General features: G+C 71.3%; 12 protein-coding genes and 4 pseudogenes. 7 read left to right on the top strand and 9 right to left on the bottom strand.

The annotated features are described in order from the left end of the window. Positions 1-7: 7 nt before the first annotated feature. Positions 8-949, bottom strand: coding sequence for an NAD(P)-dependent oxidoreductase (locus H3H54_RS04160; protein WP_262425639.1), 942 nt, complete (start codon positions 947-949; stop codon positions 8-10). Between the two features lie 106 nt (positions 950-1,055). Here H3H54_RS04160 and H3H54_RS18665 point away from each other — a divergent pair. From H3H54_RS18665 to H3H54_RS04140, 3 pseudogenes are all read left to right on the top strand, one after another. Beyond that, a pseudogene (locus H3H54_RS18665) lies at positions 1,056-1,484 on the top strand (alpha/beta-hydrolase N-terminal domain-containing protein); the annotation flags it as partial. A gap of 31 nt (positions 1,485-1,515) precedes the next feature. Then, a pseudogene (locus tag H3H54_RS04150) lies at positions 1,516-1,806 on the top strand (alpha/beta-hydrolase N-terminal domain-containing protein); the annotation flags it as partial. A gap of 176 nt (positions 1,807-1,982) precedes the next feature. Further along, positions 1,983-2,857, top strand: a pseudogene (locus tag H3H54_RS04140) (alpha/beta-hydrolase family protein). A gap of 18 nt (positions 2,858-2,875) precedes the next feature. On the opposite strand, the gene H3H54_RS04135 reads toward H3H54_RS04140, so the two are convergent. Continuing rightward, positions 2,876-3,469: a rhodanese-like domain-containing protein gene (locus H3H54_RS04135; protein WP_316249198.1), complete on the bottom strand. Its 594-nt coding sequence runs from the start codon at positions 3,467-3,469 to the stop codon at positions 2,876-2,878. 280 nt (positions 3,470-3,749) lie between these two features. Next, positions 3,750-4,976: an endonuclease/exonuclease/phosphatase family protein gene (locus tag H3H54_RS04130; protein ID WP_262425637.1), complete on the bottom strand. Its 1,227-nt coding sequence runs from the start codon at positions 4,974-4,976 to the stop codon at positions 3,750-3,752. 104 nt (positions 4,977-5,080) lie between these two features. Here H3H54_RS04130 and H3H54_RS04125 point away from each other — a divergent pair, with 104 nt between their 5' ends. Then, positions 5,081-5,413, top strand: a complete 333-nt coding sequence (locus H3H54_RS04125) for an NAD(P)-binding domain-containing protein (protein ID WP_262425636.1) — start codon at positions 5,081-5,083, stop codon at positions 5,411-5,413. Then, positions 5,386-5,946, top strand: a complete 561-nt coding sequence (locus H3H54_RS04120; RefSeq protein WP_262425635.1) for an NAD-binding protein — start codon at positions 5,386-5,388, stop codon at positions 5,944-5,946. The genes H3H54_RS04125 and H3H54_RS04120 overlap by 28 nt, the downstream gene beginning before the upstream one ends. A gap of 12 nt (positions 5,947-5,958) precedes the next feature. Here H3H54_RS04120 and H3H54_RS04115 read toward each other — a convergent pair whose 3' ends face one another. From H3H54_RS04115 to H3H54_RS04095, 5 genes and pseudogenes are all read right to left on the bottom strand, one after another. Beyond that, complete coding sequence (locus tag H3H54_RS04115; protein WP_262425634.1) at positions 5,959-6,516, bottom strand: AAA family ATPase; 558 nt, start codon at positions 6,514-6,516, stop codon at positions 5,959-5,961. Continuing rightward, positions 6,513-8,200: pseudogene (locus tag H3H54_RS04110) on the bottom strand (FAD-binding dehydrogenase). The gene H3H54_RS04115 and the pseudogene H3H54_RS04110 overlap by 4 nt, the downstream one beginning before the upstream one ends. Before the next feature lies 1 nt (position 8,201). After that, the gene (locus H3H54_RS04105) at positions 8,202-8,522 is read right to left on the bottom strand and encodes a hypothetical protein (protein ID WP_262425633.1); all 321 of its coding nucleotides are present in this window, start codon (positions 8,520-8,522) and stop codon (positions 8,202-8,204) included. A 51-nt stretch (positions 8,523-8,573) separates the two neighbouring features. Continuing rightward, positions 8,574-9,818, bottom strand: coding sequence for a TFIIB-type zinc ribbon-containing protein (locus H3H54_RS04100; RefSeq protein ID WP_262425632.1), 1,245 nt, complete (start codon positions 9,816-9,818; stop codon positions 8,574-8,576). A 269-nt stretch (positions 9,819-10,087) separates the two neighbouring features. Next, the gene (locus H3H54_RS04095) at positions 10,088-11,302 is read right to left on the bottom strand and encodes an SPFH domain-containing protein (RefSeq protein WP_262425631.1); all 1,215 of its coding nucleotides are present in this window, start codon (positions 11,300-11,302) and stop codon (positions 10,088-10,090) included. A gap of 94 nt (positions 11,303-11,396) precedes the next feature. Here H3H54_RS04095 and H3H54_RS18660 point away from each other — a divergent pair, with 94 nt between their 5' ends. Further along, positions 11,397-11,696, top strand: a complete 300-nt coding sequence (locus H3H54_RS18660; protein ID WP_316249135.1) for a hypothetical protein — start codon at positions 11,397-11,399, stop codon at positions 11,694-11,696. 14 nt (positions 11,697-11,710) lie between these two features. Further along, the gene (locus H3H54_RS04090; protein ID WP_316249134.1) at positions 11,711-12,325 is read left to right on the top strand and encodes an arsenic resistance protein; all 615 of its coding nucleotides are present in this window, start codon (positions 11,711-11,713) and stop codon (positions 12,323-12,325) included. Here H3H54_RS04090 and H3H54_RS04085 read toward each other — a convergent pair. Further along, positions 12,315-14,210 (bottom strand): ABC transporter ATP-binding protein, encoded by a 1,896-nt coding sequence (locus H3H54_RS04085; RefSeq protein ID WP_262425630.1) that lies wholly within the window; start codon positions 14,208-14,210, stop codon positions 12,315-12,317. The two genes, H3H54_RS04090 and H3H54_RS04085, sit on opposite strands and share 11 nt — an antisense overlap. Between the last annotated feature and the right edge of the window lie 203 nt (positions 14,211-14,413).

Below are 14,413 nucleotides of genomic sequence, written 5' to 3'. Positions count from 1 at the left end.
GCTGCGCTCAGCGGGCCGCCACGTGCAGCAGCTCGTCGCCCTCGACCAGGGCGCGCAGGTTCGCGGTGATCCGCTCGTCGGCCCCCACCGGGCGGCCGCCCGCCGCATGCGGGGTGATCAGCAGCCGCGGCGCGTCCCACAGCGGATCTCCCGCCGGGAGCGGCTCCGGATCGGTGACATCGAGCCCGGCGCCGCCGAGGGTGCCCGCCTCGAGGGCCTCCCGCAGTGCGACCTGGTCGACGGTCGCGCCGCGGCCGACGTTGATCAGCACCGCATGATCCGGCAGCGCCGCGAGCACCTCGCGGCCGACGACCCCGGCGGTCTGCTCCGTGGCGGGCAGGATGTCGATCAGGACGTCGACCTCGGGCAGCGCGTCCTGCACCTGTTCGTCGGAGATGACCTCGAAGCCGGCACGGGTGCCGGCGCTGCGGGCCGCGCCGCGCACCTCGGCACCGAGCGCCTTCAGGGTGGGGGCGAGATTCTGCCCGATCTGGCCGAAGCCCCAGATCAGCACTCGCGCACCGATCAGGGTGGTGATCCGGCCCTCGGGGTGGAGCGGCTGCAGACCGCCCAGCTCCGAGGACCATTCGTGGCGCTGCTGGGCCTCGCGGCTCTCCGGCAGCCGCCGCAGCAGGCTCAGCAGCAGCGCGAGGGCGTGCTCGCTGACCGTGAGCGAGTGCAGCCCGGCCCCGGCGGCGATCACCACGTCCGCCTCGAAACCAGCGGCAAGGATCCCGTCGACCCCAGCCGAGAGTGACTGCACCAGCTGCAGGTCCTGCAGATTCTCGGCCGCAGAGGAGAGGTGGCGGCGCGAGGCGCCCCAGACCACCAGCACTGCGGCGTCATGGTGCTCGGCGGGGATCTCGGCGCGCGCATCGATCGTCACCGCCTCCCATCCCTCGGGCAGCACGGGGTCCAGCAGAAGGGTGTCGGGCAGCAGGATCTTCATGTCCCCAGGGTACGGACCCCGGCCCGGTCCGGGGCCCTCCCACCGCTGTCCGGACACCGCCCGGCGGCGGGTGTGCCCTCGAGAGCCCGTCCGATAGCCTGCCCGTATGCGTTCTGGCCCCGCACCGTCCCTGACCGGTCTGATGAGAATGGCGGGAGGCGCGGCGACGGCGCTGCGCTCCGCGACCCGCAGGACGAGGCAGCGGACGCGCCGAGTCGCGGTCGCCGCCCCGCTGGACACCGCCGGTTTCCTCGGCGCTTCGGTCACCGCCTGGATCTCCACCTCCCCGAGCCTGCTGCCGCGCACCTGGTGGATGTGGGCCGTGAACATCGGCTTCTCCGAGGTCTACGGCTATGCCAGCGGCGCGCTCGCGGGCCGGGTGGTGCGCCGCATCGGCCGGGAGATCGGCCTGCAGGTGGCGATCGCCCCGGAGCATCGCCGACGGGCCCGCTGGGCGGGGGCGGGAGCGCTGGTGGGCATCACCGCGTACTCGTGGGTGCGCGGAGTGCTGCGCCAGCGGGAGATCAGCCATCTGGTCCAGCAGGAGCCGAAGAATCTCTCCACCCATGTGGTGGGCAGCGCCGCCGGTCTCGGCGCCTCCGGCGGCGGCGCTGGTCCTCGCCCGCTCGACCCTCGCCACCGCCCGTCTGTACCGGGCACTGCTGCGCCCCTACCTGCCTCCGCGAGCGGTGGCGGTGCTGTCCCTGCTGCTGACGGCCGCGACCGTCGCCGTGGTCACCGATCGGCTGATCCGCGGCCGAGTGCTGGAAGCCCTGATCGAGCGCGCCGACGCCGCGAACCGCCTGATCTCCCCGGAGGTCCCCCGCCCCACCTCGCCGCTGCGCTCGGGCTCCCCGGAGTCGCTGGAGGATTGGCAGTCCCTCGGCGCCCCGGGCCGCAAGATCGTCTCCAGCGGCGCGGACCGCGCCCCATCCAGCGAACCCTCGGCAAGGAGGCGCAGGAGGCGCGTGAGCCGATCCGGGTCTATGCCGCGAAGACGGGGACCCGCTCGCTCGAGGACACCGCCCGCGCCGTGGTGGCGGAGCTGGACCGCACCGGTGCGTGGGACCGTGAGGTGCTGGTGCTGTTCACCGGGACCGGCACCGGCTGGCTGCAGGAGTGGTCCCTCTCCGCGATCGAGTTCCTCACCGCCGGGAACTGCGCGACCGCCTCGATCCAGTACTCCTTCTATCCCAGCCCGCTGACCTACCTGATCGACCGCCGCTCCCCCAGACACGCCGGCCGGCTCCTGCTCGAGGCGGTTCGGGAGCGGATGGCCTCGCTCCCCCGGAGCGTCGGCCCGCCCTGTACGTGGCCGGGGAGTCGCTCGGCTCCTACGGCGGCCAGGCCGCCTTCCGGGACGTCCCGGAGATGCTCTCCACGGTGAAGGGTGCAGTGTGGACCGGCACGCCGAGCTTCACCCCGCTGTGGCAGCAGCTCACCTCGCGCTCACGCCCCGGCTCACCCGCGGTCGCGCCGATCATCGACGACGGCCGGAACATCCGTGTGGTGACCCGCCCGCGGGACCTGCACCGCAACTACTGGGGCGGCCTCTACGAACCGTGGCAGCACCCCCGGGTGGTCTACGCGCAGCACCCCTCGGATCCCGTGGCCTGGCTCGACCTCAGCCTGCTATGGCGGGAGCCTGCCTGGCTGCAGGAGCGGGTGGGGCACGATGTCACCCCGGCGATGCGCTGGTTCCCGTGGATCACGTTCTGGCAGCTCGCCGCGGACATGCCGCTGTCGATCAAGGTCAACGGCGGGCACGGGCACTCGTACCACGAGGAGATGGTGCCGATCTGGGCCGCGGTGCTGGGTCAGGATGCGTCTGAGGCGCAGCAGCATGCCCAGACCCGCCGTCACCGCGCGATCGTGAACGCGATCCGGGAGATCAACCCGCAGGTCTGATCCCGCAGCGGGGCCGGATCAGGGGTTGGGGCCGACGGCCACAGGGCGTGCGGGATCCGCGCTCCACTGCGACCACGATCCGGGGAACAGGCGCACCCGGGTGAAGCCGGCGCTCTCGAGCGCCAGCAGATCGTGGGTGGCGGTGACGCCCGAGCCGCAGTACACGATCGTCTCGCGGTCCTCTCGTGCCCCGGCGGCCTCGAAGCGTCGGCGCAGCTCCTCGGGCGGCAGGAAGCGGCCGTGCTCGTCGAGGTTCCCGGAGAAGGGCAGGTTCACCGCCCCGGGGACGTGACCGGCGCGGGGATCGATCGGCTCGACCTCGCCGCGATACCGCTCCGCCGCGCGGGCATCGATCACCAGCGCTTCGCCGGCAGCGACCTCGTCCGCGGTGGCGATGCGGTGCGCGGGCCAGTCGCGCACGGGCACATCGCCTGCGTCGGGGCTCTCGTCCTGCGTCGCAAGCGCGCCGTCCCAGGCGGCGAGCCCGCCGCTGAGGACGGCGGCGTCATGTCCCAGGGCCCGCAGCATCCACACCAGGCGGCCGGCGGGTGCCCCGTTGGTGTCGTCGTAGGCGACCACAGTGGAGCCGGCGGTGACCCCGGCGCGACGCAGCGCGGCCGCGAAATCCTCCGCGGAGGGCAGGGGTGGCGGCCCGCACCGGGCCGGGCTGGGGCGGCGAGCTCGGTGTCGAGGTCGACGTAGACGGCGCCCGGCAGATGCCCCGCGAGGTAGGTGGCATGGCCCTTGGAGCCGTCGAGGGCCCAGCGCACGTCCAGCAGGTGGAGCGCGCGCTGCCCCTCGGCCGCCTGCGCGCGCAGCGCGTGCAGGTGGGCGACGTCGATGATCGGGGGCAGTGCGGAGGTCATGACCGAAGACTACGTCCCCGCGGCGCTCAGGCCTTGAGCTGCAGGTCCACCCGCACCAGGCGGTGATCGGAGGTGGGGAACGGGTGCACTCCGGTCAGCTCGCTGCCGGGCTGGCCCTGCGAGGGCCAGTACACGGCCGAGGAGACCACCTGGAGCGGCCGTGAGGGCAGCACGTAGTCGACCCGCAGGTTGCCCGGCGAGGGGTCGTCGGCGAAGTCGGCAGTGTCGTACTGGGGCTGCCCGCGATGGGCCGCGTTCGCGCCGCCCTGCTCGGTGGAGGCCTCGACCGCGCCCTCGCTGCGGGGCAGGGTGTCCTGCACGCGCGCATGGGAGAGCAGCTGATCGATCGCGCCGGGCCAGGAGTCGCCGTCCAGTGGGTCGGAGTTGTAGTCGCCGACGATCACGAACTGCTCGCGGGGCGCGAGACCGCCGGAGACGCCTGCGTCGTCGACGATCCACGCCGAGCGGCGGCCGGGGCTGAGGTAGTCGGCCCACAGGCGGATCTCGTCGCTGTTGCGGCGCTGATTGCGCTTCTCCGGCCCGTCGAAGCTGGGCGGGGTGGGGTGAGCGGCGAGGACGTGCAGGGTGCTGGAACCGATCTGCACCGGCACGTCCCAGTGGGACTTCGAGCTCAGGCGCAGCTCGGCGGCGATCGCGGGCCCGTAGAACTCGGTGGGCAGGAGGTTGCTGGGCATATCCGCCCAGCGCAGGTTCTGGAAAGTGCGCACCTGCTCGGTGAGGATCGGGTAGCGGGAGAGGATCGCCATCCCGTACTGGCCGGGGAACTCGCCGAAGCCCCAGGCATCGTCCGGACCGCCGACGGTCCCGTCCTGGTTGAGGTCCAGGCCGCTGGGCACGCCGGTGTTCACCGGGGCGGTGAAGACGTACGGGTAGAAGACGGGGCTCTTCCCATTCTGCGGGACCTCGAGGTACTTCTCGCGGAAGAGGTCCAGGCCCTTGCCGTCCTCGTCGTGGTCGAACTCGTTGAGCAGCACGACATCGGGGTTGTTGATCTGGATGACCTCGGCGACCGCCCGGATCTGTGCATCCTCGCCGGTGGCGAGGTCCTCGAGCAGCTGCCCCTGCGCGCTGCGGTTCAGCGAAGCGTTGAAGGTCGCGATCCGCGCCTGCTGGAAGCGGCCCCGACGGCGGGAGGGTGCTGGCGCGGCCTGGGCGACGGCGGCCGCGGGCAGACCGATCCCGGCGGCGGCGGCCGCGGCGATCGCACGGCGACGGGTCAGGCGAGGAGTCATGTCTCCATTGTGCACCCTCGGCCGGGAGCCGCGGCACCGCGCTGTGGACGGCGAGCGCCCCGGCGCGCCCTCCCCTTCCCCGCTCCCGATGCCAGACTGGGTGCATGAGAATCGCCTTCCTGGGAACCGGCCGCATGGGCACCGAACTCGCCCTCCACCTGATCGCCGACCATGAGCTGACCGTCTGGAACCGCACCGCAGAGCGCACCGCGCAGCTCGCCGAGGCGGGCGCCGCGGTGGCGGAGACCGCCGCAGCGGCCATCGAGGGCGCGGAGCTGGTGATCACCTCGCTGTTCGGCCCCGACGCCGTGCGGGAGACGGTGACCGGGCCCGCGCTGATCCCCGCGGGCATCCCGTGGGTGGACACCACCACCGTCTCCCCACCGACGCCGACGAGTTCGCCGCCACCGTGCCCAGCTACGTGGGTGTGCCGGTGATCGGCACGCTCGGCCCGGCCCGCAACGGCTCGCTCGGTGTCTACGTCGGGACCCCCGATGAGGCCCTTCGGGCGCAGGTCCTGGAGCTGGTCGCGCCGTGGGCGGATCCGGAGCGGCTGCGCGGCGTGGACTCGGGTCGCAAGGCGGCCGTCGGCAAGCTGCTGGCGAACCTGGCTCTCGCGATCAGCGCGCAAGGGCTGCGGGAGGCGCTCGCGCTGGGCGAGGCCACCGGGACCTCCGCGGAGGAGACCCTGGACATGCTGGGTTCGACCGGTCTCGCGTTCATCGCCGGGATGAAGGGCGCCTTCGTGCGCGGCGAGCGCACCACCGAGGGCGGGGACTTCACCGCGAACGCGATCGCGAAGGATGCCCGGCTGATGATCGACACCGTCGGCGACGCCGAGCGGCCCGGTTCGGATCTGCCGGCCCTGCGCGGCGCGCTGGCCTCCCTGGATGCGGAGATCGGCGCCGAGCACGGCGAGCACGACTTCTCGACGATCCTGCTGCCGGGCGCCGAGCCCACCACCCCGTGAGCGTCCCGGTGCTCAGAGTCCGACGGCGCTGAGCACCGCCCGGGCGGTGTCCTGCGGATCCTGTCCGATCGGCACCGTCACGTCCTCGACGCCCGCGGCGTCGAGGATCGCGGTGAGCTCGTCGAAGCGGTCCAGGTGCCAGGCCAGGCCCTGGGGATCGAGCTCGTGCCGACGCCGCAGACGCGTGCGCACCAGCTCGCGGGGCGCGGTCAGCCGCACCACCGTCAGCGGGCAGCCGAAGGCCTCCTCGTAGAGGTCGCGGTCCCGCCGCACCTCGATCACCCCAGCGGCGAGGAGCACCTGCGCGCCCGCCTCGCGCATGTTCTGGGCGACGACGCGCAGGTTCGCCTGCTCGAGGCGGTTGTGGAAGGGGTCCTCCGGCGGGGTGGGCCAGGCACGGCGCAGCCAGTCGAGGTCGAGCGCGGCGCCCGGGATCCCGCGGGCGGCCAGCTCCTCGCCGATCGCGTCGACCGCGGTGGTCTTGCCGACCCCGACGGAGCCGATCAGGAGCAACGCGCGCGGCTGCGTGTCCGCGCGCGTTGGTGCGACTGCGTCGTCGGCGCGGCTCATCGCAGGTCCGCGAGCACGCCGACGGCGGCCTGACGGCCGGTGAACAGGCAGCCGCCGAGGAAGGTGCCCTCGAGGGCGTTGTGGCCGTGCACCCCGCCGCCGCCGAAGCCGCTCGCCTCACCCGCCGCGTAGAGACCGGGCAGCGCTCCCCCGCCGTCAGCACGCTGCACTCGCCCGCCGAGGTCCGTCTCGAGGCCGCCGAGGGTCTTGCGCAGCAGCACGTGCAGCCTCACCGCGATCAACGGACCGGCCTTCGGGTCGAGCAGGCGATGCGGGGACGCGGTGCGGATCAGCCGGTCCCCGAGGTACTTCCTCGCCCCGTGCAGGGCTGTGATCTGGGTGTCCTTCGAGAAGGGGTTGGCGAGCTCCGCGTCCCGGGCACGGATCGTGCGCTCAAGCGCTGCCGCGTCGATCAGGTCCTCACCGGCGAGCGCGTTCATCTGCGCCACCAGCGTGGGGACGCCCTCGGCCTGGAGGAAGTCCTCGCCATGATCGAGGAATGCCTGCACCGGGCCGGGCGCGCCGGGCTTGATACGAGAGAGCACCTGGCGGATGTCCTTGCCGGTGAGGTCCGGGTTCTGCTCGCTGCCGGAGAGCGCGAACTCCTTCTCGATGATCTTGCGGGTGAGCACGAACCAGGAATGATCGTGCCCCGTGGTGCGCAGATGACGGAGGGTCGAGGTGGTGTCGAAGCCGGGGTAGGCGGGCGCCGGCAGGCGGTTCCCGCGTGCGTCGACCCAGAGCGAGGAGGGGCCGGGCAGGATGCGGATCCCGTGCCCGCGCCAGATCGGATCCCAGTTGCGGATCCCCTCGGTGTAATGCCACATCCGCTGCTGATGGATCCAGTGCGCGCCGGCCCGCTCAGCGGCCAGCATCCCGGCGCCGTCCACGCTCGCCGGCACCCCGTGCACGAAACTGTCCGGCATGGTGCCGAGCCCGGCGGGCCACAGCTCCCGCACCAGCTCCTCGTTCCCGCCGATGCCGCCGGTGGCCACCACCACGGCTGCCGCCCGGTGCGTGAACTCGCCGCTGACCTCGCGGTTCGAGCCCACCCCACGGGGGTCTCGTCAGGTGCCAGCACGCTTCCCCGCACCCCGCTCACGCGGCCGTCCTCGACCAGCAGCTCCTCGACCGCGTGGCGGGTGCGCAACTCGATGCGACCCGCCTCCCGGTGCGCGGCGAGCTTCGTGGTGAAGGGGTCGACGATTCCCGGTCCGGTCCCCCACGTGATGTGGAAGCGCGGCACAGAGTTGCCGTGCCCCTCGGCGCGGCCGTCGCCGCGCTCGGCCCAGCCCACGACCGGGAAGCTGCGGTGGCCGAGCCGCTGCAGCCAGTCCCGCTTCTCCCCCGCGGCGAACTGCAGGTATGCCTCCGCCCAGCGGCGCGGCCAGTGGTCCTCGGGGCTGTCGAAGGCCGCGGAGCCCAGCCAGTCCTGCCGAGCGAGGTCGAGGCTGTCGCGGATGCCCATTCGGCGCTGCTCCGGGGAGTCGATGAAGAACAGCCCGCCGAAGCTCCACCAGGCCTGGCCGCCCAGGTCCTGCTCCTCCTCCCGCTCGAGCAGCAGCACCCGCCTGCCGTCGTCGGCGATCTCGGTGGCCGCGACCAACCCGGACAGGCCGGCACCGACCACGATCACATCCCAGTCAGCAGCGCAGTCAGCGGCGGAGCGGGGTGCCGTGCTCACGTCATTGCACCTTGATGCGGCGCACCCGGGTGAGGTGCTCGGTGCTGTTGCGGCCGGACATCGAGCGGCTCTTCTGGCGGTTGTTGGTGCCGACCCTGCGGTCCCCCTGCTTGAGGTTGCCGACGCTGACCTCCGTCTCCTTCTCGAAGTGGTGGCGCTTGTCGGTGTTGCGGTAGTAGCGGTAGATCCCGACGTACACCGCGATGAACACCCCCGGGCCGGCGAGGAAGGGGAAGGCGATGCCGATGGCACCGGAATCAGAATCGGCCAGCAGCATGGCGGTCGCCGGATCGGCGGCAAGCTCAGCGAGCAGCGGGAGCATCGCATCCTCCTGGGGTGCAGCGGTCGAGGGTCAGGGGCGTCATCGCGGGCGTCATCCCATCAGGAACCAGCCGAAGCCGACCACGGCCCCGATCACCGCCGCGACCGAGCCGGCGGCGCAGGCCACGGCGAAGATCTTCGGATGGGAGACGGGGACCGAGCCCATGGTGTTGCCGTTGCGAGCGTTGACCGCGATGTAGTGCACGAGCGAGCCCTCGCCCTTCGCGGAGTCCGCGTAGCTGTACAGCCACACCGGCACGTACACCGAGACCCAGCGGGTGCCGCGCACGGCCACCCCCTCCTGCTCCCAGCGCACCCCGCGGTCGTAGCGGCCGATGGTGGGGCTCGCCTTCGCCCGCGCGATCGCGAGGAACCGGTCCTCGACCTCGTCGTCCACATCGCGCACGTTCAGGTCGCGCCGTTCAGAGGTGAAGTTCTTGAGGTAGTTCGAGTTGTAGGCGACGGCCTTCTCGGTGTCGTACGGCTGCACGGCGTTGAGGATGTTGTTGGTGGCCTGCTTGTTGTCCTTCGCGTCGAAGCGCTGGGCGGACTCGACCGTGAGGTCGTCCACCAGCAGGTCGAAGGCACGCTGCACGGAGTAGACGTCCGCGTCGTAGTAGGTCTCGGTGACGTAGTTGTCCTTGCCCACCCTGCGCCGCACCGTGTACTGGCGGGTGGTGACCTCACCGGTGCCCTGCAGCACCGCGTGCATGTTCCCGTCCACGACCATGTACGGGATGTACACGCCCATGACGTTGTCCGGGACGAACTCCTCCTTGAAGCGGGCGTGCGCGAAGGCCTTGCGCTTGCCCGCGAAGGCATCGATGCGCTCGATCGCCTCCTCGCGCGTGAGATGGAAGGGGAGCACCGCATCGGGGACCGCGCCGTTGGGGATCTGCGAGTTGATCGACAGGGTCTGCCGGCACCAGTGGCAGCGGGCCTGCAGCTGCTGCTCGACGTTGATGACCACCTCGGCACCGCAGCCCTGGCACTTCAGGGTCATGGTGGTGAGGTCCTCCTGGATGTCCGCGGTGCCGGAGGCCATGGTGTGGCCGCGCAGCTCCGCGATCGAGGAGTCCAACCCGAAGGCCTGTTCCGCGTTCTCCTCGTTCCAGCTGTGACGGCAATACGCGCACACCAGAGCCTTCGCGGTCAGCGAGTACTGGATGTCGGTGCCGCCGCAGCGCGGACACTTGTTCAGCCCGTCGGTGCCGGAGGAGCTGGTATCGATGATCCGGTTCGAAGAATGCTTGCGGGCCGCCTGGGCAGCACCGGCGACAGCCTCGTCCCCGAGCATCTGGGGAGGCTGCTGGGTGCCGGGCTGCTGCGCCTGGGGCCCCGGGGCGCCGGGGAACTGCGGGGCTGCATGCTGCCCGGCGCCTGGCGTCCCCGAGGGCGTGAAGCCGCCATCACCGGCTCCGGGCGCGGGGTGGCCGGGTTGAAGGGGCTGCCCGGCCGGAGCAGGCGGGACCGGCCCGCCGGCGGGCTTACCCTGCCGGTCGGGCTGGTCCGGGCGCGCCCACTGCGGGCCCTGCGGGGAACGCTCATCTCCGTTCAGATCTCCGCTCAGAGTCCGAGAGCGGCCTTCTTCGCCGCCTCGTAGTCCTCGTCGGAGATCAGACCCTGCTCCAGCATCTGCTTGTACTGGGCGAGCTTGGCCACCGGGTCGTCCTGTGCGGGGGCCGCCTGCTGCGGCTCGCTCTGCTGCTGGGGCTGCGCCTGCTGCGGGGCGCCCTGCTGGCCCGGCGGTGCCCACGGCTGGACCGGGTTGACCATGCCGCCCGCGGCACCCATGCCCGCGCCGAACATCGCCAGGCCCGCGCCGCCGCCGGTCTCCCCGGCCGCCTGCACGCCGCGTGCGGCGGCCTGGTTCATGAAGGACTGCGAGCGCGCGCCGGAGAGGGCGTCGGCCTTCTGCACATCCCGGAGCAGCTCACGGGTGTGCTGGTCGTACTCGATGGAGACGATCGTGGTCTTCACGATCGCGAGCCCGCGGTCGCTGGACCAGCGATAGGACTCCTCGACCGCGGCCGAGAGCGATTGTGCGAAGCCCACCGAGTCGCTCTGGATCTTCGTGATCCGGTTGCCCTTGTCGGGATCGTTCGTATAGCGGGAGAACGCCTGGGCGAGGGAGCCGACGACCTCGTCGAACAGCTGCTTGCCGGCGGCGTTGCTGTGGTCCGAGAAGTCGAACACCGGAGCGTTCGGGGAGATGAAGGTGGCGGGAACGAAGTTGTGCACGAACAGCAGCGGGTCGATGATCCGCATCGTGTAGGAACCGCGGCACACTGCAGCGACCTGCGAGTTCAGGTAGGCGTCGTCCCAGTAGATCTCCGACTGGGTGCCGAACTTGTTGTCCGGGATCTCCTTGAGGCTCACGTAGAAGGCGAGCTGCTGCGAGGAGGGGCGGCCGCCGAACTTGAAGCGCTCCCAGGAGGTGCCGACGGTCGAGGCGAGGATGTCGTCACCGGCGAAGACTGAGCGCGCATCCGGAGACTGATCGTTGAACTCGTAGCCGCCCGCCTCGGTGATCAGACCGGTGGCGCGGCCGTCGACCACGGTGATCAGCCCGTAACCCTGGGGCACGATGATCTTCGAGCCGTTCGAGATGACGTTCTGCGAACCGCGGGTGTTCGAGCCGCGGCCGGCGTTGGTGCCGCGCGGGACCGCCGGGAACAGCGCCGCGGTCTGCGGAATGCCGTTCGGAACGGTCAGGAAGTCCTGCCATTGATCGGCGAGCATCCCGCCGACAGCGCCCTTGAATGCCTGGATGAATCCCATGTGAGCTCCTTCGTCGCCCCCGAGCGTGTGGTCGCCGTCATGTTATCCCGCGGGGCCGAACGTCCGCTGGGTCCACGCACTACCGTCGTGCTCCATGGAACGGTGTCGGGAGTGGGGCGAGCGGCATCAGGTCGCGCTCTACCTGCTGGCCATCGCCGCCGGTCTCGGCCTCGGAGCGCTCGCACCCACCGCGGCACCGCTGCTGGAGCTCGCGGTCGAACCCGCGATCGCGGCGCTGCTGCTCGTGACCTTCCACGGGATCCCGCTGCGCGGGCTCGGTGCAGCGTTGCGGGACGGGCGCTTCCTGCTCACGCTGCTGGGCGTGAACTTCCTGGTGGTCCCGCTGATCGTCCTGCTGGTCACGCGGCCGCTCATCGACTCCCCGAGCTACTGACCGGAGCGCTGCTGGTGCTGCTCGCCCCCTGCATCGACTACGTCATCGTGTTCACCGCGCTCGCGGGCGGTGCGCAGGAGCGCCTGCTGGCCGCGACCCCGCTGCTGATGCTCGCCCAGCTGCTGGCCCTGCCCGTGCTGGTGCCCGTGCTCAGCGAAGGCGCGACGGCGGGGCTGATCGACCCTGCCCCGTTTCTGCGCGCCCTGGTGCTGCTGGTGCTGCTCCCGCTGCTGGCCGCCGCGATGATCGAGCGCTTCGCCCCGCACTGGGATCTCTCCGGGGCGATGGTGCCGCTGATGCTGCTGGTCCTGGCCGCCGTGGTCGCCTCCCAGACCCCGCGCGCGCTCGGCGCGGGCACGGCACTGCTCGCCCTGGTGCCGGTGTACATCGCATTCCTGGTGCTGGCGACAGCGGCCGGGATCCTCGCCTCACGCCTCACGCGCCTCGAGACCGCTCCCGCCCGCGCCGTGACGTTCTCCGGCGCCACCCGCAACTCGCTGGTGGTGCTGCCGCTCGCGCTTGCAATGCCCTCACCGCTGGTGACTGCTGCGGTGGTCACCCAGACCCTCGTCGAGCTGCTGGGAATGGTGGTGCTGGTGCGGGTGCTACCGAGGCTGCTCAGCCGGTGATGTCGAACTTCGCGAGCCTGCGGCTGTCGCCCGAGCTCTGCAGCGCGAGCAGCTGGGCATAGATCCCGCCGGAGTTCGCGAGCTCAGCGGGGCTGCCGATCTCGTCGATGTTGCCGTCGCGCAGGGTGATGATCCGATCCACCTCGGCGATGGTGGAGAGCCGGTGGGCGATGATCAACGAGGTACGCCCATCCATCAGCTGGTCCAGGCCCTTCTGCACCTGGATCTCGGCCTTGGTGTCCAGCGCAGAGGTGGCCTCGTCGAGCACCAGCACCGGGGCATCCTTGAGGATCGCGCGGGCCACGGCGATGCGCTGGCGCTGCCCGCCGGACAGCTTGAGCCCGCGCTCCCCGATCACCTGCTCGTAACCCTCCGGGAAGCGGAGGATGAAGTCGTGGGCATTGGCGCGCCGCGCGGCCTCCACCACCTCCTCGTCGCTCGCCTCGGGACGGCCGTAGGAGATGTTGTCGCGGATCGTGCCGGAGAATAGCGAGGCGTCCTGGAAGACCACCCCGATGCGGGCGCGCAGCTGATCCAGGGGCAGCTCCGCGCTGGGGTGGCCCACCACCTCGACGCTGCCGCGGCGCGGCTCGTACAGGCCCAGCAGCAGGTTCACGATCGTGGACTTGCCGCCACCAGACTCCCCCACCAGGGCGATCTTCTCGCCGCGGTCCACCTGGAAGTCGATCCCGTGCAGCACGTCCTCGCCGGTCTCATAGGCGAAGGACACGTCCCGGAAGGCGACCACGGGCGCGCCGGGCACGGGGTCGACGGCAGTGCGGGTCGAGGTGATCGGGGCGGTGGCCACTGCCCCGGTGCCGTCGGCGGAGGCGGAGGTGGTCCCGCTCGCGTGGCCCGCATCCGCAGCATCCGTCGGCCGCGCCGCCATCACCGCGGCGGTGCGGGGATCCACGGGGGTCTCCATCACGCGGAAGTAGTCCTTGGAGCCGGCGATCGCACGCTGGGCGGAGTCGATCACCCAGCTCATCGACTCCACCGGGGCCTTGGCCATGGCCATCAGCTGGATCAGCAGCACCATCTCGCCGAGGCTGAAGTCGCCCTGCACCGTGCGCACGAAGATGATCACGTAGATGCCGAAGAAGATGAGGTTGAGGAACGCGCGACGGATCACGTCCATGCGGTGCCAGTGCGTCGACTGTGCGCGGGTGGTGGCGTCGGTGGAGCGGAAGCGGCGGGAGAAATCCTCGAGCTCCCCGCGCTCGCGCACGAAGGACTTCACCACGCGGATCTGCCCGACCACCTCGGCGAAGCGGCCCGAGGCGATGTCCACCTGCTCGTTCTTCTCCCCCTCCAGGCGCTGCCACTTGACCGAGGTCAGGGAGGTCAGCCACACGTAGACCGGGAACACGATCAGCAGCAGCACCGTGAGCGGCCAGGCGTACCAGGCGCTGATGGCGAGCACCGCGGCGGTGGTGATGAGCATCGACGCGAAGGAGTTCGACATCATCTTGGTGAAGTTCGTGATCTCGGTGATCGAACGGTTCAGCCGAGCCACGATGGTGCCGGTGATCTCGCCATCGAACCAGCGCTGCGGGCGGTGGAGCAGCTTGTCGTAATAGCGCACCGAGAGGATGGTGCGCATCCGGTTGCTCATCACGTCGCCGAACCAGCCGCCGACGTTGGAGATCACGGTGACCGCCAGCTCGGCGAGCAGCACGGCGCCGGCGATGAGGACTACGGTGCGCACGGCCGTTCCGGTCGCCGTCTGCCCACCCACTGCGGCGGCGACGGTGTCAGTCGCATGGCCGATCAGGAAGGGGACGGCCAGGCCCGCGACCGCGGTGAGCACCGAGCAGAAGATGATCGCGGTGTACAGCGGGGCCAGGGCACGGGTGAAGCGGACGATGCGCAGCAGGGAGGTCACCCGATCAGCCTAGGCGGCGCGTGCACCTCTGCCCACGTGCTTCTCCTCTCCCCTTACCCGCAGGTATCCCCTCTGAGCTGTCGAGACAACCTCTCCAAAGCGACAGCTCAGAGGGGATACCGAGGGGTAACCCGTCGCGCGGGGAAAGCGGGGCGGGCTGGGCGAGGGCAGGCGCGGGGCGGGCGAGACGGAGGAGGCGCCGC

Origin of the sequence: Brachybacterium sp. Z12 (assembly GCF_014400405.1) — a bacterium.
Taxonomy (GTDB): domain Bacteria; phylum Actinomycetota; class Actinomycetes; order Actinomycetales; family Dermabacteraceae; genus Brachybacterium.
Note: the sequence above shows the minus strand (reverse complement) of the source record. Positions and strands in the feature narration are given on the sequence as shown.

Bases quoted from the DNA above. Each gene is read 5' to 3' on its own strand.
- H3H54_RS04160 (WP_262425639.1), bottom strand. From the start codon at position 949: ATGAAGATCCTGCTGCCCGACACCCTTCTGCTGGACCCCGTGCTGCCC.
- H3H54_RS04130 (WP_262425637.1), bottom strand. From the start codon at position 4,976: ATGACTCCTCGCCTGACCCGTCGCCGTGCGATCGCCGCGGCCGCCGCC.
- H3H54_RS04125 (WP_262425636.1), top strand. From the start codon at position 5,081: ATGAGAATCGCCTTCCTGGGAACCGGCCGCATGGGCACCGAACTCGCC.
- H3H54_RS04115 (WP_262425634.1), bottom strand. From the start codon at position 6,516: ATGAGCCGCGCCGACGACGCAGTCGCACCAACGCGCGCGGACACGCAG.
- H3H54_RS04105 (WP_262425633.1), bottom strand. From the start codon at position 8,522: ATGCTCCCGCTGCTCGCTGAGCTTGCCGCCGATCCGGCGACCGCCATG.
- H3H54_RS04100 (WP_262425632.1), bottom strand. From the start codon at position 9,818: ATGCTCGGGGACGAGGCTGTCGCCGGTGCTGCCCAGGCGGCCCGCAAG.
- H3H54_RS04095 (WP_262425631.1), bottom strand. From the start codon at position 11,302: ATGGGATTCATCCAGGCATTCAAGGGCGCTGTCGGCGGGATGCTCGCC.
- H3H54_RS18660 (WP_316249135.1), top strand. From the start codon at position 11,397: ATGGAACGGTGTCGGGAGTGGGGCGAGCGGCATCAGGTCGCGCTCTAC.